The sequence below is a fragment of the Tannockella kyphosi genome, from assembly GCF_021054785.1.
Taxonomy (GTDB): Bacteria; Bacillota_I; Bacilli_A; order Erysipelotrichales; family Coprobacillaceae; genus Tannockella; species Tannockella kyphosi.
Map to the genome: position 1 here is coordinate 219,590 of NZ_CP088239.1, position 21,523 is coordinate 241,112.

Genomic DNA, 21,523 nt, shown 5'->3' on the forward strand with positions numbered 1-21,523 from the left:
GGGATAGTATGCAAAGATATTTTATTCAAGAAAAAAAAGAGAATAACATTTATTTACAACCAGAAGATATTCATCATATAAAAAAAGTGATGAGAAACAAAGTTGGTGATTCTGTTCATTGCATTGACCCTTTTGGAAAACATTATTTATGTAGTATTCAAGATGTTGAAACTGGTTGTTTAAAGATAGACAAAGAAATAGAAGAATGGAATGAACTAGATATTGAAGTAACACTTATTTATGCGATGCCTAAAGGTGATAAGTTTGAATTTGTATTGCAAAAAGCTACAGAATTAGGGGTTCATCGTATTGTACCATTACAATCAAGACGTTGTGTTGTTAAACTAGACAAACAAAAGTTTGAAAAGAAATTAGAAAGATATCAAAAAATAGTAAAAGAAGCAGCAGAACAATCTTATCGTAGTATTCTACCTAAAATAGAATCAATTCAAACAATTGCTAGCTTATCTCCTTATCTTACTAACTATGCATTAGTAGCATATGAAGAAAGTGCAAAAGTAGGAGAACATCACAATTTTAAAAAAGTAATGCAAGAAATAAAAACAAAACAGTCCTTAACTATTATTGTTGGTAGTGAAGGTGGTTTTGATGAAGATGAAATTGAAGCACTAGAGAAGATGGGCGTATTACGTTGTTCTTTAGGTAAAAGAATATTACGTAGTGAAACAGCACCATTGTATATGTTAAGTGTCATTGGATATCATAGGGAGATGGAATAATGGAAAGAGTGGCAAGATTATTTTCTTTTTCAAAAAAAGTCTCTTATAAAAAGTCAGAGATCTATAAAGAAATAGAAAAACAACAAAGTATTTTAGTAGCAGAAGGATTTAAATTTGATCCAGAAAGCTATTTTGATATTTATTGTTATCAAATTATAATCGAAGGTATTAAAAATAAAATAAATATAGCGAAAGCATATGATGCTTTTATTTCTAATAACTTTGATTTATTAGAACATTGTAATTATGAACAACGTAGAAAAATGATTCAGGTAGATATTGATAAAGTTTTAGAAAAGAGTGCTTCTTTTCAATATCAGGATACTACTATTTATATCCCTTATTTAGAAGAATTTATGAATCAAAGGTATTGTAATGATCATGCTATGGTTTTGTTGAAACAACATATTCAACATTTGAATAATTACCCAAAATCAATTGATCAAATGCTTGATTTATATCAAGAAAAAGTATTGTTATCTGATTTTTGTTCTTTAGAATATATTGGAAAATATTTTAATAATGATTGTTTTTATAGTAAAGAAGGTATTTTCATTAGTTATCAAGCGGAACATAAAAAGTATAGTGAGTTTTTTGTTGTTGATAAGTATAATAAAGAGCTTCCTAGTAGTAATGATGTAAAAGAATTGTTAGAATTGGTAGAGTCTAACAGGGATGATGTGATTGATTTTATGATTGAAAAAGAATTCATTCATCCAAAGTATAAAAAGAAGTTAGAAAAGAAAAGAAGTTAGGAGAATTTATGAGCACAGTTGCTATTCATACATTAGGTTGTAAAGTAAATAGTTATGAATCTCAAGCGATGTTAAAAGAGTTTGTAGAACATGGTTATAATGAAGTTGATTTTAAAAGTGAGGCAGATGTATATGTTATTAACACATGTACTGTTACAAATACCGGAGATAGTAAATCTAGACAAATGATTCGTAAAGCGATTCGTAACAATCCAAATGCGATTGTTTGTGTAGTTGGGTGTTATAGTCAAATAGCACCAGATGAAATAGAAGCGATTGAAGGAGTTAGTGTTGTTTTAGGGACGCAGTATCGTAATCAAATTATGCAGTTTGTGGAACAATATCAAGAGACAAAGGAAACAATTATAAAGGTTGATAATGTAATGAATCTTCAAAAGTTTGAAGATTTAAATATTGATCGTTTTAAAAATACAAGAGCTTATATAAAAATACAAGATGGTTGTAATAATTTTTGTACATACTGTATTATCCCTTACGCTAGAGGACGAGTGCGTTCTAGAATAAAAGAAAGTGTTTTAGAACAAATTGCTACTCTTGTAAAAAAAGGATATGTTGAAATAGTGTTAACAGGTATTCATACGGCAGGATATGGAGAAGATTTTGAGGATTATAATTTTTATTGTTTATTAAAAGACATTGTTCAAATAGAAGGATTGAAAAGATTACGTATCTCTTCTATTGAAATAAGCCAATTAACAAAAGAAATCATGGAATTAATTGAAGATAGTCATATTATTGTGGATCATTTGCATGTACCACTACAATCTGGACATGATGCAACCTTAAAGCGTATGAACCGTAAATACAATACAGAGCAATATCTTGCAAAAATAAAAGAAATAAAAGAACATATCCCAACTGTAAAATTCACTACAGATGTTATTGTTGGTTTTCCAGGAGAAACAGTAGAAGAATTTGAAGGGACTTATGCATTTATTCAAAAAGTAGGATTCTCTATGTTACACGTATTCCCATATTCAATTCGTAAAAACACGCCTGCTTCAAAAATGAAAGATCAGGTAAATGATCAAATAAAACATGAAAGAACAACAAGATTAGTACAATTATCAAATCAATTATTAGAAGAAACTTCTAAACAAGCAATTGGAGAAACTTATGAAGTATTATTTGAAAAGAAAGTTGGTGATGGCTATATCGGTCATGCAACTAACTATTTACAAGTAGTAGTAGAAAGTGACAAAAATATAATAGGTACAATTCAAAAAGTAGTTGTCGAAAGTTATGATGAAAAATTAAAGGGACGAGTGGTGGAATAATGAAAAAACTAAACGAATTATTTACAACTGAAAATGAAATGGCTGTTTATTCAATACATAGCGATTCTCGCTATGTATTACCACATTCTATTTTCTTTTGCATTGAAGGATTAACAGTAGATGGGCATCAGTATGTAGAAGATGCTATTTTTCAAGGTGCAAAATGTATTGTACATAGTCGTGAGTTAGATAATTATCATCCTAAGATTCAATATATAAAGGTTAGTAACACATTAAATGAATTAAATCGTGTTGCTGATTTATTTTATGATTCTCCTAGTTCGAAAATGAAAGTAATAGGAGTTACTGGAACTAGTGGTAAAACGGTAGTAGCTTCCTTTATTCATCAAGTATTAAATGAGTATTGTAAAGCTGGTTATATTGGGACATTATCTTTGATGTATAACAATGCTCAAATAGAAACACCTTATACTACTCCAGAAACTGTATTTTTACAAAAACATTTGTTTCAAATGGCAAAAAGTGACGTAAAAGTAGTTGCTTTGGAAGCATCAAGTTATGGACTTGCATTAGGAAGAATTGATGGAGTTGATTTTGATATTGCAGTAGTTACTAATATTGGAGATGAACATTTAGAGTTTCATGGAACAAAAGAACAATATGTAGCATGCAAACAAAAGTTATTTGAAAAAGTAGGGCCTAATCAGTATGCCGTAATTAATAATGATGATCATTTTGCTAGAAAGATGAAAGAAGTAACGAAAGCAAAATGTATTAGTTATGGTATGAATGAAAAGTCAGATATTATGGCTACGGATGTTTTGTTATCCTTGGAAGAAACAATATTTAATTTATATATCGGTGATCAAATAAATAGAATTAGAACACCATTATTAGGTATTCATAATGTTTATAATTTATTAGCAGTAGCAGCAACTTTAAAAGCAGTAGGTAGTGATAATGAAATGATTTGTCAGTCTTTACAAAAAAACTTTCAAGTACAAGGTAGATATGAACCTTATACTAGTTATTATGGTGCAAAAGTAATTGTGGACTATTGTCATACATTACAAAACTATAAAGATATATTCCAATTTGTAGACAAAACAAAAAACCCTAGTGCAAGAGTATTTGTTGTTCTTGGTTTGCCTAGTAAAAGAGAAATTCGTAATCGTGAAAAAATTGGAGAATTAGCAAACTATTATGTAGACCATGTTATTATCACTAGAAGTGATGAACGTGGAGAATCATTGCAAGCAATTGGGGCTATGATACAAAAACCAATAGTAGATATTCCTAGTATTATTATTGAAGATCGTCAAATAGCTATTGAACAAGCCTTACAATTAGCAAGTAAAGATGATATAGTAATGGTATTAGGAAAAGGACATGAAGATTTTATGGCCTTAGAAACGGGGAAAGTCGCTTATTTAGGGGATGGGACTATCGTTGAAAATATAATAAAATATGAAGGAGAATTAGAAAATGAATTACAGTGGAATGATTGATCATACGGCATTAAAACCAGATACTACAAAGGAACAAATTACACAATTATGTAAAGAAGCAAAAGAATTTCATTTTGCATCAGTTTGTGTAAACCCAACATGGATTCAATATTGTGCTACTTTATTAGAAGCTACAGAAGTAAAAGTATGTACTGTTATTGGATTCCCATTAGGAGCTAACACAAGTGCTACAAAAGCATTTGAAACAACAAATGCAATTGAAAATGGAGCAAATGAAATAGATATGGTTATCAATATTGGTGCCTTAAAAGATGGGAATACAGCACTAGTAAAAGCTGATATCGAAGCAGTAGTAGAAGCAGCAAAAGGAACATGTGTAAAAGTAATTATTGAAACATGCTTACTTACAAAAGAAGAAATAGTAACTGTTTGTACACTAGCAAAAGAAGCAAAAGCTACTTTTGTAAAAACATCAACAGGATTTAGTACCGGTGGTGCTACAGTAGAAGATGTTGCTTTAATGAAACAAACAGTTGGTGAAGATTTAGAAGTAAAGGCATCTGGTGGTGTTCGTACATTTGAAGATATGGAAAATGTCGTAAAAGCAGGTGCATCTCGTATTGGAACAAGTTCTGGATGTAAATTAGTAAATAAAGAAGTAAGTACAAGCGAATATTAATAGAATGCTGAATAGCCCTCGGGTTGTTCAGTTTTTTAATAACTTATTAAATAAAAATATAAGTTAGAAAAGAATAAATGATGAATTAGTGTATAATTTAATTAAATAAGTGAGCTATTAACCATATTTTAACCTTTACAAGTTATGATAGGGTTATAAAAGAAAGGAGGACCTATCAATGAGGATACTAGTTTGTGAAGATGAAGAGAACTTAAACAGATTAATAAGTAAAAAATTAAAATTAGAAGGATATGCTGTAGATAGTTGTTTTAACGGAGAAGAGGGACTTTATTATGTAGAGCAAACAATCTATGATTTAGTTATTTTAGATGTGATGATGCCTATTATGGATGGACATCAATTATTAGATGCAATGCGTAAAGCAGGAATAGAATATCCGGTATTGTTTCTAACAGCAAAAGATTCGAATGAAGATATTGTGGAAGGCTTGGATTTGGGTGCAAATGACTATGTAATAAAACCTTTTACTTTTGATGTTCTACTTGCAAGAGTGAGAATGTTACTTAGAACAAGACCAAGAGGAAGTGCTACTATTTTATCTATTTATGACATGAAAATAGATATCTCAAAAAGAGAAGTGAGAAGAAATAATGAAATTATTGTTTTAAGTGCAAAGGAATATGCGATTGTAGAATATTTGGCATATAATAAGGATGTTGTGGTAACAAAGGAACAAATAGAAGAGAACATATGGGACTACGATAGTGAAATAGGAACTGGATTAGTGAAAGTATATATTAGTTATTTACGTAAAAAACTTGATGATCCTTATGAAAGGAAGTTAATACATACAGTTAGAGGAATAGGATATGTATTACGCAGTGAAAACAATGAGTCTAAAGATTAAATTATCTATCTATAATGCACTACTAATGTCTATGATGGTTGTTATTGTAATAGCGTTCTTAATTATGATTAGTGGAAATGTTGTAGTAAGTAGTTCCCAAAATACATTAACAGAAGCAGTGGAAGAAGTAGCAGATGAAGTAGAATATGAAAAAGGTAAAATTGAAATAGATGATGATGTTTATTATAGTGATCAAGTTTCTATTTTGATATATAGTAGTCAAGGTGTCTTGTTAGAAGGAGTAAATAATCATAATATTGATGAATCACTAAGCAATGGACAAATTGGAACAATAACAATAGATGGTAATGAGTATATGTATTATGATGTCTTTGTTGGTGATGAAAATTTATTTGTTCGTGGGATTGTTTCTACAAGTGCTATTACGGGAGTGCTAGATGAAGTATTTCGAATAGCGATTATTATGTTACCTACATTTATTGCTATTTCATTTGCCGGAAGTTATTTCTTATGTAAAAGATCATTTAAACCTTTGGATAATGTGATTGAAACAGCAGAAAAAATAAGCAAAGAAGATGATTTAACATTAAGGATTCATCCTGAAAACAAAAAAGATGAAATAACAAGACTTGCTATTACATTTGATAAAATGATGGAAAAGTTAGAGAACATGATGAAAGTAGAAAAACAATTTACATCCGATGTATCCCATGAATTGAGAACACCTGTCTCTATTATTCTTGCAGAATGTGAAATAGCAAAGAATGGCACACAAGAAGAATTAAATCAATCTGTGCAAGGAATAGAAAAACAAACTATCAAGATTAAAAATTTAATTAATCAATTATTAAATCTTGTAAGATTAGAAAATGGCATTCATAAACTAGAACTTGAAACAGTAGATCTAAGTGAATTAATAGAATTAATATGTAATGAACAAAGAAAAGTATTACCATCATCAATCACCATAGAAGATGATATTCAAGAAGGTATTACTTATTTATTAGACTATACGATGATTTCTAGAGTAATCGTAAATCTAATTAATAATAGTATAAAATATATTGGACAAGGCAGTACAATAAAAGTGAGTCTTGCCCAAACACAAGAAACAATTCATATTACGGTAGCAGATGATGGGATAGGGATTCCTGCTTCTGGAATAGAAAATATATTTACTAGATTTTATCAAGTAGATAAAGCAAGAAATGGTGATAGCATGGGATTAGGTTTATCGATGGTGAAACAGTTAGTAGAATTACATGGTGGCCAAATTGGTGTAACAAGTGAGTTAGACAAAGGAAGCACATTTGTAATCACATTAAAAAAATAGGAGAGAAAAAATGAAAAAGAAAATAGTAGTAGCATTAGTAATGCTAGCAGTAGTAATAGTGGGACGAACGATTAGTTATGCATTAGAAGTATCAAAAACGAATAATGATGTTGTAGAAATAGTAGAAGATACAGTAATTGCAACAAATGATTCTTATATTGGAGAAGATGCAGCAAGCACAGTAGCATTTGAGCATGCAGGTGTTGAAGAAAGTGCAGTAACAAATTTAGTAGTTACTTTTGATTTCGATGATGGAGTAGCAGAATATGAAGTAGATTTCAATGTTGATACAACAGAATATGATTATGAAATTAATGCACTAACAGGAGCTGTTATTGGATATGATAAAGATGTTGAAAAAACACAAAGCACTACTTCTAGTAGTACATCAACAAGTTATATTGGAGAAACAAAAGCAAAAGCTGCTGCTTTCACTCATGCAAATATAAATGAAAGTGATGCCTCTAATGTAGTAGTTACTTTTGATTTCGATGATGGAGTAGCAGAATATGAAGTAGATTTCAATGTCGCTACAACAGAATATGATTATGAAATTAATGCACTAACAGGAGCTGTTATTGGATATGATAAAGATGTTGAAAAAACACAAAGCACTACTTCTAGTAGTACATCAACAAGTTATATTGGAGAAACAAAAGCAAAAGCTGCTGCTTTCACTCATGCAAATATAAATGAAAGTGATGCCTCTAATGTAGTAGTTACTTTTGATTTCGATGATGGAGTAGCAGAATATGAAGTAGATTTCAATGTCGATACAACAGAATATGATTATGAAATTAATGCACTAACAGGAGCTGTTATTGGATATGATAAAGATGTTGAAAAAACACAAAGCACTACTTCTAGTAGTACATCAACAAGTTATATTGGAGAAACAAAAGCAAAAGCTGCCGCTTTCACTCATGCAAATATAAATGAAAGTGATGCCTCTAATGTAGTAGTTACTTTTGATTTCGATGATGGAGTAGCAGAATATGAAGTAGATTTCAATGTCGATACAACAGAATATGATTATGAAATTAATGCACTAACAGGAGCTATTTATGAATTTAGTGTGGAAAGAGATTAAAAGTAGGGACTGTATTTAAAAGAAAGGATAGACACTTGGGGTCTATCCTTTCTTGTTCATTTCTAAGATCATATTGAATAAAAAAAGATATACATGTGAAGTTTTACTTTACATGTATATCTAGTTAAACTAAAGGATTGTTTTTTTGTTGATTCATTGCAACAATGAAGTGAAGTGTTAAATAAGCAATTTCATCATCACTAAATACAGTATCATATTTTTCTTTAACAATAGGATTTAATAATGCAGCATATTTAAATTCTTCTGGATGACGTTCTTTGATTTTTTCAACTAATGGATTATCTAATTGTTGATTGTTTTTTAAACGATAAATAGCTTGTTGTAAATGTAATCCTACAGTAGTTACAATTTTATCGCTAGATTCAATTTTAAAACCATAAGTTTTATCAATGTCTTCTAAAACCTTTAATAAGATATTCACTACTTCATCTTCTAAAAAGTCAAAGCTAGGAATCATATCTACATCTAATAAATTATTATTTGAAAAATACATAGTAATTAAATCAATTTCATTTTCAGGAAAACTAACTCCATATACTTCTTCTATTTTATGACAAATAGTAGCAGCTAAATTATGAAATTCATTGTTTTTAAAAACACTTAATTGACTACTGCTTAGTTCAATATAATTTTTAGCTTGTAATCTTATAATTGCAATTGATAAGTGTGTAGCAATATTTTGAATATTAGAGTCTAATAAGTCTATATGTAATGCGTTGATTTCTGTTTTAATTAAATTTAAAATATCATCTCTTGTTTGTGCAAATGATTCATTTGTTAGTTGTATGCTCATCATTTCCTCCCCCGTTTTCAATTATTTTTTAAGTCATGTAATATAATATATTATATGCCCAAAAAAAGCTATAAAAATTTAATTAATTTTGATAAAGCATATAGGTGGAAATATAAAAAAGAAATTGGTATATTATTAGGGTGTTATAGCAAAAAAACTTTGAAATTTAAGTATAATTCCATTGTTTGCTAAGATAGTAAGTGCTATAATGATTGAGGAATTTAAATAAAACAGGAGGATCGTAACATGAATTTAGAAAAAGAATGGAACGGCTTTGTTGAAGGTAAATGGGTAAAAGAAATTAATTTAAGAGAATTTATCCAATTAAACTATACTCCATACAATGGAGATGACACTTTCTTAGCTGGACCAACAAAAGCAACTCTTGATCTTTGGGATCAAGTAATGGATTTAACAAAGAAAGAAATTGAAGCTGGTGGCGTATTAGATATGGACACTAAAGTAGTTTCTTCATTAACATCACATGCTGCAGGGTATTTAAACAAAGAAATTGAAACAATTGTAGGTTTCCAAACAGATAAGCCTTTCAAAAGATCATTACAACCAAACGGTGGTATCCGTATGGCTGAAAAAGCTTGTGCTGATAATGGATATACTGTAGATCCTGAAATCGTGGAAATTTTCACGAAATATAGAAAAACTCACAATGCAGGAGTATTTGATGCTTATACACCAGATATGCGTGCTTGTCGTTCATCTCACATTATTACTGGATTACCAGATGCTTATGGGCGTGGACGTATTATCGGAGACTATCGTCGTGTAGCTTTATACGGGGTAGATTTCTTAATCAAAGATAAAAAACATCAATTAGATACATCTCATGTACGTATGAATGCAGAAAATATTCGTACTAGAGAAGAATTATCTGAACAAATTCGTGCTTTAGGTGAATTAAAACAAATGGGTGCAATTTATGGTTTTGATATTTCTAGACCTGCAAAAGATGTAAAAGAAGCAATCCAATGGACATACTTCGGTTACTTAGCTGCAGTTAAAGAACAAAATGGTGCTGCAATGTCTTTAGGTAGAACTTCTACATTTATCGACATCTTCGCACAAAGAGATATCGCTAATGGTGTATATACAGAACAAGAAGTACAAGAAATGGTTGACCATTTCATTATGAAATTACGTTTAGTAAAATTCGCTCGTACTCCAGAATACAACGAATTATTCTCAGGAGATCCAACTTGGGTAACTGAAACAATCGGTGGTGTTGGTGTAGATGGACGTCATTTAGTTACTAAAACTAGTTTCAGATATTTACATACATTAACAAACTTAGGAACTGCTCCTGAGCCAAATATGACAGTATTATGGTCTACTAACTTACCAGCAGAATTCAAAAGATATTGTGCAAAAATGTCAATTCAAACTTCATCAATTCAATATGAAAATGATGATTTAATGCGTGTAACTCATGGTGATGATTATGCAATCGCATGTTGTGTATCTTCAATGAGAATTGGTAAAGAAATGCAATTCTTTGGAGCTCGTGCTAACTTAGCAAAATGTTTATTATACGCTATCAATGGTGGTATAGATGAAAAATCTGGAAAACAAGTAGGACCTAGATTCAGAGCTGTTGAAGATGGTGTATTAGATTATGAAGATGTAAAACAAAAATTCGTAGATATGATGTCATGGTTAGCTGGTGTTTATGTAAACTCATTAAACATTATCCATTATATGCATGATAAATATTGTTATGAAAGAATCCAAATGGCTTTACATGATCGTGAAGTAAAACGTTATTTCGCAACAGGTATTGCTGGTTTATCAGTAGTAGCAGATTCACTGTCAGCTATTAAATATGCACAAGTAACTCCAGTAAGAAATGAAGCTGGTATTGTTGTGGATTACAATATTGAAGGAGATTTCCCTAAATATGGTAATGATGATGATAGAGTAGATGAAATTGCTAACTGGTTAGTTTCAACTTTCATGGATTTAGTTCGTTCTCATCATACTTATAGAGATGGTGTACCAACTACTTCAATCTTAACAATTACTTCTAATGTAGTTTATGGTAAAGCAACTGGTAATACTCCTGATGGACGTAAATCTGGTCAACCATTTGCACCAGGTGCAAACCCATTACATGGTAGAGATACAAACGGTGCTGTTGCTTCATTAGCATCTGTAGCAAAATTACCTTTCTCTGATGCCCAAGATGGTATCTCAAATACATTCTCAATCATTCCTGGAGCTTTAGGAAAAGATGATCAAGTATTTGCAGGTGATTTAGAAGTTGAATTAGATTTAAATAAATAAAGATGGAAACTTCAGATAAAGATATTGACGCTCTAATAGCAATGTTAGATGGTCAAATGAAAAAAGGATCAAAACATGTAAATATTGCTGTAGAAGATCCTACAAATATGAATGCTTCTATCACTCAAGTTAAAGCTGGTATAGATTGTGACAGTGGTGACACTGCATGTAAAATACCTAACTTAATGACGGGTTTAGATCAAGAATAAAGGAGATAATTCTATGAGTTCAAATAGACAACAAGAAGAAAATCTAGTAGCAATGTTAGATGGATATGTAGAAAAAGGTGGACATCACTTAAATGTTAATGTTTTTACAAAAGAAACATTAATAGATGCGCAAGCTCACCCAGAAAACTATCCACAATTAACTGTACGTGTATCTGGATATGCTGTTAACTTTGTTAAATTAACAAAAGAACAACAAGATGACGTAATTTCTAGAACTTTCCACAGTCAAATGTAATAATGAAAAACGGATGAAAATCCGTTTTTTTTATTTTCTTTTTCTTGTTGATTGTTTTCGTGAAGAGGCGTATCATTGATGGTAAGGGAGTGATTGGATGTTTCATTTTATTTATCAATGTATGTTAGGACAAAAGAAATTATATATCATTATGCTTGTTGTTTTGACATTACTTGCAACAATTGAATTGTATTTTGCAGGGATATATACTGCTTTTATGGGATTAAGTGGATCAAGTGCCTATATTATCCGAACACTTGCTACTTTTATATCTTTTTTATCCTGTTTTTTAACTTTGTTTATTAATCAGTTTTTCTTAGAAGGAAAAACGGAAGAATTATCTATTTTTATGATTACTGGTGGATCTGCTAAAAAAAGTTTATCTTATATTATTATTCAGTTTGGTATATTTTATGTAGTTGCTACTTTATTAGCGATACCATTAGGTGCTCTTGCATTATCTATGACAATTAATTTAGTTGCAATACAATTAGATACGATTATTCATATTTCATTATTATCTTTATTATCTATCTTTGGTAGTTTTGTTATTATGAAGTTAATATTTGTTTTATTATTAAATGTTAGTTTTTTAAATCGTGTAGCGATTTCAATTTATAAATATATGACTAGTACAGGTAAACCATCCGAACAGTCAAATGATTTCTTTTCTCAGTTACCAAGAACAGGAAAGGCAAAGTTTCCAGTAGGATCATTTTTTATTGTAGCAATGACTATTGTTTTGTTTTTTGTAGGAATAAAAGGATTAGTTTCTTTTGAAGAAGATATGAGTTCTTTGTTATTTTCGATTGTAGTATTACTGGTATCTTTTTTATTAGTCATTAATACTTGGATTCCATTATCTTTTAATCTATTTCATGATCGTTATTTAATGAAAAAGCCTTTTTTGTTATTTAGCCTTTGTTATATTAAACAAACTATGAAAACGATGAGTGCAATGATTAATATGAATGCGATATTTATACCAATGACATTATGTTTATTTGTACTACCAGTATTTGATGGGAGTTATACTATCTTTTTAATGATTTGTTACATTGCTTTAATGTTGATGTTGTTTTTAGGATTTTTTATCCGTTTTCATGTTTATTTACCTACAAAATCAAGAGATATTGCAACAATGAGAGCATTAGGATATAAAGATATATTTATTATTCGTATTCAAAAAGTAGAAGTATTTACTTTTGTGTTTTTAACTTTTATATTACCTTTTCTATGTTTTAGTTATGTATTAGGGCAAGGTTATTTACAAGGATTTATATCTTTGGGGGTTATCGGAGTAGTTTTAATAATTTATGTTTTCTTTTATGGAATGTTTAGTATCTATATTTATTGGTGTTATCAAAAACAAGCAAAGGAGGTATTAGGTGATGTCAGATATCTTAATCGAAGTGAGTAATGTTTCTAAAATATATGATCAGGATATTCTCTTGAAGAGAGGAACTAATTTTTATGCTTTAAATAATGTAAATTTTGTTTTAGAAAGAGGAGATTTTATAGCAATTATGGGACCAAGTGGTTCTGGTAAATCAACATTATTGAACTGTATGTCTTCTTTGGATGCAATTACGAAAGGTACTATTGAATTAAAAGGAAAGAATTTAGGAGCTTATAGTAACCAAGAATTAAGTGATTTTAGATATCACGATTTAGGTTTTATTTTTCAAAACCATAATTTAATATCAACACTTAGTATTTTTGATAATATTGCTTCCACACTATATTTAGGTGGACAAGATTCAAAAGATATTTATAAAAGAGTATTAGAAATAGCAGAGCAATTAGATATTATGGAAATTCTAAAAAAGAAACCAAATGAATGCTCTGGTGGACAACGTCAAAGAGCTGCTATTGCAAGAGGGTTAATTAATAATCCAGATATATTAATATGTGATGAACCAACAGGAAATTTAGATTCTAAAAATTCTCATGAATTTTTAAAACTATTAACTGATTTAAATGAAAAAGGAACTTCTATTGTTTTAGTAACTCATGATAGTATGATTGCTAGTTATGCTAAGAAGTTAGTTTATTTAAGAGATGGGCAAGTTCATCATATTGTAGAGAGAAAAGATAGTAGTCAAGATGTATTCTTTCAACAAATAAACTCAATTACAAATAAAGATAGTTTGGTTCATCTTTTTGGTAAAAGCGAAGAAGTAGAATTGAGATCAGATTTAGTAACGGATGTTTCTGTACATGGAGAAGGTAGTCGTTATGATGTTTATGCTATTTTTAATGAAAATCCAGAAGAGTTAGAGAAAATGAAGTTTCAACCATGTTTACAATGTAATCATGAGGTTTTTGAATATGTTCGTACAGGAGAAAAGATATATGTAAAAGATATCAAAAAAGTAGAACTATTTATGATTAGTAAATTGGTAATGATGATGATTGCAGAATATCATTTCTATGTTTTAGTAAAAATACATACAGAGAGTACGGTATATGATTATCGTTTCTTAAATGAAAATAATTTAACAGAATTTTTCCAAATATTATTAGATAATAATATTGAAATAGATGATCCAATGGAATTGATTGATTTATTTAAAAAGAATAGTGGAGATTTTAGGAGACTTCGTTATTTACAATCTAAAAGAAAAGTGTTTGTAGATACATATGGAATGAAATAGTCTATTATGCAATTTGCTTTCTAAAATATCTACTTTATAGTATAATGGTTGATGGAAAGAAGGAATTGTTATGGAAGGATATATTCATTCATTAGAGTCATGTGGAACAGTAGATGGACCAGGGTTGCGTTTTGTGGTTTTTTTACAAGGATGTCCATTGCGTTGTAAATATTGTCATAATCCAGATACATGGAAACCAAATGTTGGTAACAAAATGAGTGTTAGTGATATTTTAAAGAAATATAATAAAAAGAGTAGTTTTTATAAAAATGGAGGAATTACTGTTACTGGTGGTGAACCATTGATGCAAATGGAATTTGTTACGGAGTTATTTAAAGCTTGTAAAAATGAAGGAATTCATACTTGTTTAGATACTTCAGGTGTAACTTTTACTCCGGGTAAAACAGAAAAGTTTGATTTATTAATGATGTATACTGATTTAGTGATGCTAGATATTAAACATATTGATAATGTAGAACATAAGGAATTAACAGGATTGGATAATGGGAATATTTTATCATTTGCTAAATATTTAGATAAAAAGAATATTTCTGTTTGGATTCGTCATGTTGTTGTACCAACGATTACACAAAATGATAAGTATTTAAAACAATTAGGTAATTTTATAGGAACATTACATAATATCAAAGCATTAGATGTGTTACCTTATCATGTGATGGGAAGATCGAAATATCAAGAAATGGGGCTAACCTATCCTTTAGAAGGAATTGAACCCTTAGATAAAGAAGATGCAATTAAAGCAAGAACTATCATTCTTGAAGGAATGAGAGAAGTAAGAAAATAACTTATCCAATAGGGTAAGTTTTTTTTAATGCATATTCTTTGTTTAAAAAAACAAAGTATGTTAGTATATAAATGTCAAGTTAGCTCATACTAACTAAGAACAAAAAAATAGAAAACAGGAGGAATATATAGTATGTCACTTATTCAAAAAGAAGTAGTAGATTTTAAAGTACAAGCGTTTGTAAATAACGAGTTTCAAGAGGTAACAAAAGCAGATACATTAGGGAAATGGGCTGTTTATTTCTTTTATCCAGCGGATTTTACATTTGTTTGTCCAACTGAATTAGAAGATTTAGCAAATAAATATGAAGAGTTTACAGCAATTGATTGCGAGGTTTATAGCGTTTCTTGCGATAGTCATTTTGTGCATAAAGCATGGCATGATGCATCGAAAACAATTAAAAAAATCAAATATCCAATGTTAGCAGACCCAACAGGTGTTTTAGCTAGAGGATTTGATGTAATGATCGAATCAGATGGTATGGCAGAAAGAGGAAGCTTTATCGTTAACCCTGAAGGGAAAATCGTAGCTTATGAAGTATTAGCAGGAAATGTAGGACGTAATGCCGATGAATTATTCAGACGTGTACAAGCGTTACAATTTGTAGCAGAACATGGTGATGAAGTATGTCCTGCAAAATGGAAACCAGGGGAAGAAACTTTAAAACCTAGTTTAGATTTAGTGGGATTACTTTAATAAAACAAGACTCTTATCAAAATATTCTGATAAGAGTTTGTTTTTTAAAAGAAAGAAGGAGAAAAATATGAACGAACAATTACATAATGATTTAAATAAGTACTTAGCAGATACAGCAGTATTATATATAAAATTCCATAATTTACATTGGAATGTTGTAGGGAAACAATTTAAAAATATTCATGAATACTTAGAAACTATTTATGATGGATTTGCAGATGTGTTGGATGAAGTAGCTGAAAACATTAAAATGAATGGGCAAACTCCACTAGCATCAATGAAAGATTATTTAGCGGTAAGCACAGTAAAAGAATTAGATAATATTGAAATTTCGGCTTCTGAAACATTAAATATTGCCAAACAAGATATTGCTTCTATTAAAGCTTTTGGGGAAGCAATTCGTAAAACTGCAGGTAATGAAGATTGCTATGATGTGGTTAGTATGATGGAAGGGCATTTAACTAATTATAATAAGACTTTATGGTTCTTAGAGGCAATGACAAAATAAATGGAAAAGATATATGATATGATTATTATTGGAGCGGGACCAGCAGGTCTTTCAGCTGCAATATATGGTGCAAGAGCTAAATATAAGGTATTAGTTTTAGAAAAAGAAAAAATTGGTGGTCAAATTACGATTACTCATGAAGTCGTAAACTATCCAGGTATTATGGAAACTAGTGGTGAAGAATTAACACAAGGTATGTTAAAACAAGCACAAAGATTTGGTGCAGAATTTAAGATTAGTGAAGTGGTAGATATTATTGATGAAGGTGACTTCAAAATACTAAAAACAACTACTGGTGACTATAAAACACTAGGTGTTATTCTAGCACCAGGGGCAAATCCTAGAGTACTAGGATTTGAAGGAGAAAAGAAATTCCAAGGTAGAGGAGTAGCTTATTGTGCTACTTGTGATGGAGAATTCTTTAAGGATAAAGAAGTTTATGTAGTAGGTGGTGGTTTTGCGGCAGTAGAAGAAGGGATTTTCCTTACTAAATATGCATCAAAAGTACATATGATAGTTCGTGAAGAAAACTTTACATGTGCAAAAACAGTTTATGAAAAAGTAGCTTTAGAGCCTAAAATTGAAACTTATTTCCAAACAGAAGTTCAATCAGTAAATGGGGAACAAACTTTGGAAAGTATTACTTTAACAAGCGAAGGAAAACAATGGACAGTTGAACATCCAGATGGTTTTGGTGTCTTTGTGTTTGCAGGATATGTTCCTAATACAAGTTGGTTACCAAAAAGTATTGAATTAGATAAGGGTTATATTGTTACTGATATTAATAGAAAAACAAATGTGGATGGTATTTATGGTGCTGGAGATGTTTGTATTAAGAATTTAAGACAGGTAGTAACAGCTGTTAGTGATGGAGCTTTAGCTGCTACTTCTTTAGAAAAGGTAGTCCATGATTTACATAGTAAATTAGATTTACCTGAGTTTGTTCAAGAAGTAGTAGAACAAAAAGAAGAAGTGAAGGCTACTAGCTCAGATGCTTTTATTAGTGATCAAATAAAAACACAGTTAGCACCAATATTTGGTAAGTTTGAAAAGAAAGTTCTGATTAAAGGATATTTATCTAATGATAAATTATCTATGGAATTAGAAGGCTTTTTAGCAGAATTTGCAACGATTAGTGATAAAGTAATGATTCAAAAAGAAACATCATCTACTGGATATCTAGAGTTATGTTATGAAGATGGAAGCAGTAGTGGGATATCTTTCTATGCTGTTCCTGGAGGACATGAGTTTAATTCATTTATTGTGGCTCTTTATAATGTTGCTGGGCCAGGGAAAGATATTTCTAATGAAGATTTAGATAAAATAGCAGCTATTCAAAAAGACACTAAAATACAAGTATTTATTTCATTGTCTTGTACGATGTGTCCAGAAGTAGTAATGGCAACAGGTACGATTGCAGCAAAAAATCAATATGTTCAAACACAAGCTATTGATATTGCTCATTTTCCAGAATTAAAAGAAAAATACAAAATCATGTCTGTACCATGTATGGTAATTAATGAAGAAGTAGTTCATTTTGGAAAGAAAAACATATCACAAATATTAGATTTATTATAAGCAAAAGCACTTTCATATTCTGAAAGTGTTTTTTTCTACTTTTAATGTATAATTAGTGGAAAGGGAGGATTTTATATGAATTTAGGTGCAATAGAAGCAGGAGGAACAAAGTTTGTTCTTTGTGTTGGAGATGAAGCAGGAAATGTGTTAGAAAGAGTATCGATTCCAACATTATCTCCAGAAGAAACAATGAAAGGTATTTTTGAGTTTTTTGATAATAAGGAAATAGAAGCATTAGGTGTAGGTTGTTTTGGACCAATTGATCCTGATTTAAGTAGTCCTACTTATGGATATATTACTACAACACCAAAACCAGGATGGGGAAACTATAATATAATGGGTGCTTTAAAAGAAAGATATAATATCCCAATGGCATTTGATACAGATGTAAATGGAGCAGCATTAGGAGAGGCATATTTTGGTGCAGCAAAAGGATTAGATAGTGCTTTGTATTTAACCATTGGAACTGGTATCGGGGGCGGAGCTATTGTAGAAGGGAAGTTAGTTCATGGCTTATTACATCCAGAAATGGGGCATATGCATTTAACACCAAGAAGTGATGATCACTATGCAGGAAAATGTCCATTCCATGGCACTTGTTTTGAAGGGTTAGCAGCAGGTCCAGCGATTGAAGAACGTTGGGGTATGAAGGCAACTCAATTAGCACCAGATCATATTGCTTGGGATATGGAAGCAGACTATATTGCACAAGCGTTGTGTATTTATATTTTAACTTTATCACCAAAGAAAATTATTTTAGGTGGAGGTGTAATGCATCAAAAACACTTATTTCCAATGATCCATCATTATGTTCAAGAAAAGTTAGCTGGATATGTTCAAAAAGATGAAATTATAACAGATGCAATTAAAGATTATATTGTTTATCCTGGATTAGGGGATAATGCAGGAGTATGTGGAGCTCTTGCACTTGCAAAATCCGCATTATAAAAAGATGGCTAGACCATCTTTTCTTTATTTCTAATATATATTTTTGATAACTTATAAACACTAGCAACAGTAGGAATCCCGAAAAACATTCCCGGAATACCTGCAAGGCTACCAAATATCATTACCGTAGCTAACACATAAATACCAGGGAGACCAACTGAATTACCAACAACTCTAGGATAAATGACGTTACTTTCAAATTGTTGTAAAACAATTAAATAGAATACAAATAGAATAGCAGTTGTTGGACTTACTGTAAAAACCATAAAGGCTCCTATTGTTCCACCAATATAGGCTCCAATAATAGGAATAATATTAATGGTACCAACTAATGTTCCAATCATAATAGCATAAGGCATCCTTAGAATCGTCATTCCCAAAGCACATAAACTTCCTAAAATAACTGCTTCAATACATTGACCACTAATAAAAGAACCAAAAGTATCATTTGTTATCGTATATATCATACGAATACGATGATAATTACGAGCAGATACATATAACTTTAAAATTCTTTTTATCGTATTTAATAAACGTTTTTTTTCTAATACCAAATAAATAGAAAAAACAGCAACGAGAATACTATTGAAAATAGTACCTACTAAAGAAATAGTAATAGAAATAGTGGTATCTAATAAATCAGTAAATCCAGAACTCATAAAATTCATCATATTATCTAATAAAGTTTTCCAATCTACTTCAATACTTTCTAATGCAGTTGCAATATTAGGAGCATCCTGGAATAAGGATACTAATTTATCAAATATGGTTTGACCATGATTAGGAACTAATTCTAATAATAAAGTGATAGAGTTTACTAGTTCAGGTATAACAAGCATACATAAAGAATAGATAATCAAAATGATAGTTGTAATAGCAAGTAGTAAACTAATTACTATTTTATGTTTTTTTATTAATTTACTATTTATTTGATCTAATAATTTTTGAAAACGAACCATAACAAGATTTAAAACAAAAGCAACTAGAAATGAAAGTAAGATTAAATAAGTTGCTTGGAAAATCTTATTTAGTAATAAAAAGACAGTACTTGTATTAAATAAAATAAAACCAAAAACCATTAGTAACAAAAGATATTTTTTAATTAATTTATCGATTTCTTTATAATTCATAAGCCACCTCCTAATAATAAAGCATACTAACATATATCTTATAAAAAAGATATCTACTTACAAAGTATATCCTATTTTTGGGTTTTATAAAAGATGTTTCTTTTTATTGGAATATGGTATATTTAAATAATAAGGGGGATATAATCTATGTCTAAAATTAATATCTTAGGGGATGTACATTGTCATACATTAGCATCTGTACATGCTTTTAGCACTATTAGAGAAAATATTGATGGAGCTAATCGCAAAGGATTGAAACTATTAGCAATTACTGATCATGGGATAGGGGCAAATGATGCACCACCATTATCTTATTTTCGTAATTTAAAATCTTTGCCAAAATATGTAGATGGACTGCGTTTATTAAAAGGAGTTGAAGCCAATATTATGGATTTAGAAGGGAATTTAGATTTACCGGATTCTATTTTAAAAACATTGGATATAGTAGTGGTGTCTTTTCATGCTAGTTGTGTGAAACATGGGACTAAAGAAGACCATACAAGAGCTTATTTAGTGTTGGCTAAAAACCCATATGTTCATATTATGGGTCATAGTGGAACACCAGAGTTTGAATATGATCTAGATGTAGTAATACCTGCTTGGCGTGATGCAGGGAAGTATATTGAAATAAATGCACATACGTTTGTGACTAGAAAGAAATCAATAGAAAATTGCAAAACAATTGCGCTAGCATGTAAAAAGTATCAAGCACCAATTGTTGTTAATTCAGATAGTCATCATGAGTTTGAAATAGGAGATGTTTCAAAAGCATTGGAGTTATTAGAAGAGATAGATTTTCCTAAAGAGTTAATTAAGAATGCATCATTAGATTGGATAAAATCATTTGATTAAAATACTTGAGTAGGACCATAAATAATGCTACTATGTTTAAGTAAAAAGGAGATTTAAATGAAATTAATTATTGGACTAGGGAATCCTGGTAAAGAATATGAAAATACAAGACATAATTGTGGATTTATGGTAATCGATGAATTATGCAAAAACTGGTCATGTAGTACAAACCTAGTAAAATTCAAAGGGGAATATTGTAAAATAAAATACAAAGGAGAAGATGTTATCCTTTTAAAACCAACTACTTATATGAATTTATCAGGTGAATCCGTACAACAATTTATGAAGTTTTATAAAATAGAAAAAGAAGATATTTTAGTAATATATGATGATTTAGATATGCCAGTAGGGAAACTACGTTTACGTACTAGTGGAAGTGCGGGTGGACATAATGGTATTAAGAGTATGATTAGTCATGTTGGGGGACAAGATTTTCAACGTATTCGTGTCGGGATTGATCGTCATCCATATATAAAGGTAGTAGACTATGTACTGGGTAAATTCACAAAAGATGAACAACCTTTCATAGAAGAAGGAGTAAAGCAAGCAGCAAAAGCAGTTGAAATGTTTTTAGAAAAAGATTTTGTAGCTGCCATGAATGCTTTTAATAAGGGGTAA

General features: G+C 30.1%; 22 protein-coding genes. 20 read left to right on the top strand and 2 right to left on the bottom strand.

Annotated elements, in window-relative coordinates; genetic code table 11:
* The first annotated feature begins 8 nt into the window (after positions 1-8).
* The 8 genes from LRR82_RS01200 to LRR82_RS01235 all read left to right on the top strand — a co-directional run bounded on the left by LRR82_RS01200 (position 9) and on the right by LRR82_RS01235 (position 8,154).
* Positions 9-740, top strand: coding sequence for an RsmE family RNA methyltransferase (locus LRR82_RS01200; RefSeq protein WP_249029697.1), 732 nt, complete (start codon positions 9-11; stop codon positions 738-740).
* On the top strand, positions 740-1,495 hold the full coding sequence (locus LRR82_RS01205) for a hypothetical protein (RefSeq protein ID WP_249029698.1): 756 nt from the start codon (positions 740-742) through the stop codon (positions 1,493-1,495). Before LRR82_RS01200 ends, LRR82_RS01205 begins: the two co-directional genes overlap by 1 nt.
* A gap of 8 nt (positions 1,496-1,503) precedes the next feature.
* Positions 1,504-2,793: a tRNA (N(6)-L-threonylcarbamoyladenosine(37)-C(2))-methylthiotransferase MtaB gene (gene mtaB / locus LRR82_RS01210; protein WP_249029699.1), complete on the top strand. Its 1,290-nt coding sequence runs from the start codon at positions 1,504-1,506 to the stop codon at positions 2,791-2,793.
* Complete coding sequence (locus LRR82_RS01215) at positions 2,793-4,262, top strand: UDP-N-acetylmuramoyl-L-alanyl-D-glutamate--2,6-diaminopimelate ligase (RefSeq protein WP_249029700.1); 1,470 nt, start codon at positions 2,793-2,795, stop codon at positions 4,260-4,262. Before mtaB ends, LRR82_RS01215 begins: the two co-directional genes overlap by 1 nt.
* Positions 4,240-4,902 (top strand): deoxyribose-phosphate aldolase, encoded by a 663-nt coding sequence (deoC, locus tag LRR82_RS01220; protein ID WP_249029701.1) that lies wholly within the window; start codon positions 4,240-4,242, stop codon positions 4,900-4,902. The genes LRR82_RS01215 and deoC overlap by 23 nt, the downstream gene beginning before the upstream one ends.
* 178 nt (positions 4,903-5,080) lie before the next feature.
* Positions 5,081-5,770 (top strand): response regulator transcription factor, encoded by a 690-nt coding sequence (locus LRR82_RS01225; RefSeq protein ID WP_249029702.1) that lies wholly within the window; start codon positions 5,081-5,083, stop codon positions 5,768-5,770.
* Positions 5,733-7,064, top strand: a complete 1,332-nt coding sequence (locus tag LRR82_RS01230) for a sensor histidine kinase (RefSeq protein WP_249029703.1) — start codon at positions 5,733-5,735, stop codon at positions 7,062-7,064. Before LRR82_RS01225 ends, LRR82_RS01230 begins: the two co-directional genes overlap by 38 nt.
* Positions 7,065-7,074: 10 nt before the next feature.
* Positions 7,075-8,154, top strand: a complete 1,080-nt coding sequence (locus tag LRR82_RS01235) for a PepSY domain-containing protein (protein ID WP_249029704.1) — start codon at positions 7,075-7,077, stop codon at positions 8,152-8,154.
* Between the two features lie 124 nt (positions 8,155-8,278).
* Here the strand turns inward: LRR82_RS01235 and LRR82_RS01240 are convergent, their stop codons facing one another.
* Positions 8,279-8,968 carry a BglG family transcription antiterminator gene (locus LRR82_RS01240; RefSeq protein ID WP_249029705.1) on the bottom strand — a complete coding sequence of 230 codons (690 nt, stop codon included), beginning with the start codon at positions 8,966-8,968 and terminating at the stop codon, positions 8,279-8,281.
* Between the two features lie 246 nt (positions 8,969-9,214).
* Between LRR82_RS01240 and pflB the strand changes: the two genes are divergently transcribed.
* The 10 genes from pflB (at position 9,215) to LRR82_RS01290 (ending at position 18,923) form a co-directional block, all read left to right on the top strand.
* On the top strand, positions 9,215-11,266 hold the full coding sequence (pflB, locus tag LRR82_RS01245; protein WP_249029706.1) for a formate C-acetyltransferase: 2,052 nt from the start codon (positions 9,215-9,217) through the stop codon (positions 11,264-11,266).
* A 2-nt stretch (positions 11,267-11,268) separates the two neighbouring features.
* Entirely contained in the window at positions 11,269-11,475 is a 207-nt protein-coding gene (locus LRR82_RS01250) for a hypothetical protein (protein ID WP_249029707.1), read from the top strand.
* A 13-nt stretch (positions 11,476-11,488) separates the two neighbouring features.
* On the top strand, positions 11,489-11,731 hold the full coding sequence (gene grcA3, locus LRR82_RS01255) for an autonomous glycyl radical cofactor GrcA3 (RefSeq protein ID WP_283162784.1): 243 nt from the start codon (positions 11,489-11,491) through the stop codon (positions 11,729-11,731).
* 97 nt (positions 11,732-11,828) lie between these two features.
* Positions 11,829-13,151 (top strand): hypothetical protein, encoded by a 1,323-nt coding sequence (locus LRR82_RS01260; protein WP_249029708.1) that lies wholly within the window; start codon positions 11,829-11,831, stop codon positions 13,149-13,151.
* Positions 13,123-14,388 carry an ABC transporter ATP-binding protein gene (locus tag LRR82_RS01265; protein ID WP_249029709.1) on the top strand — a complete coding sequence of 422 codons (1,266 nt, stop codon included), beginning with the start codon at positions 13,123-13,125 and terminating at the stop codon, positions 14,386-14,388. Before LRR82_RS01260 ends, LRR82_RS01265 begins: the two co-directional genes overlap by 29 nt.
* Positions 14,389-14,458: 70 nt before the next feature.
* On the top strand, positions 14,459-15,193 hold the full coding sequence (gene pflA / locus LRR82_RS01270) for a pyruvate formate-lyase-activating protein (RefSeq protein WP_249029710.1): 735 nt from the start codon (positions 14,459-14,461) through the stop codon (positions 15,191-15,193).
* A 132-nt stretch (positions 15,194-15,325) separates the two neighbouring features.
* Positions 15,326-15,889: an alkyl hydroperoxide reductase subunit C gene (gene ahpC, locus LRR82_RS01275; protein ID WP_249029711.1), complete on the top strand. Its 564-nt coding sequence runs from the start codon at positions 15,326-15,328 to the stop codon at positions 15,887-15,889.
* A gap of 67 nt (positions 15,890-15,956) precedes the next feature.
* Complete coding sequence (locus LRR82_RS01280; RefSeq protein WP_249029712.1) at positions 15,957-16,397, top strand: Dps family protein; 441 nt, start codon at positions 15,957-15,959, stop codon at positions 16,395-16,397.
* Positions 16,398-17,975: an FAD-dependent oxidoreductase gene (locus LRR82_RS01285; RefSeq protein ID WP_249029713.1), complete on the top strand. Its 1,578-nt coding sequence runs from the start codon at positions 16,398-16,400 to the stop codon at positions 17,973-17,975. It abuts the gene before it with no gap.
* A 75-nt stretch (positions 17,976-18,050) separates the two neighbouring features.
* Positions 18,051-18,923, top strand: a complete 873-nt coding sequence (locus LRR82_RS01290) for an ROK family protein (RefSeq protein ID WP_249029714.1) — start codon at positions 18,051-18,053, stop codon at positions 18,921-18,923.
* 8 nt (positions 18,924-18,931) lie between these two features.
* Here the strand turns inward: LRR82_RS01290 and LRR82_RS01295 are convergent, their stop codons facing one another.
* Positions 18,932-20,053, bottom strand: a complete 1,122-nt coding sequence (locus LRR82_RS01295) for an AI-2E family transporter (protein ID WP_249029715.1) — start codon at positions 20,051-20,053, stop codon at positions 18,932-18,934.
* 147 nt (positions 20,054-20,200) lie between these two features.
* Here LRR82_RS01295 and LRR82_RS01300 point away from each other — a divergent pair, with 147 nt between their 5' ends.
* Positions 20,201-20,905 (top strand): phosphatase, encoded by a 705-nt coding sequence (locus LRR82_RS01300; RefSeq protein WP_249029716.1) that lies wholly within the window; start codon positions 20,201-20,203, stop codon positions 20,903-20,905.
* 57 nt (positions 20,906-20,962) lie between these two features.
* Positions 20,963-21,523 carry an aminoacyl-tRNA hydrolase gene (gene pth, locus LRR82_RS01305; protein ID WP_249029717.1) on the top strand — a complete coding sequence of 187 codons (561 nt, stop codon included), beginning with the start codon at positions 20,963-20,965 and terminating at the stop codon, positions 21,521-21,523.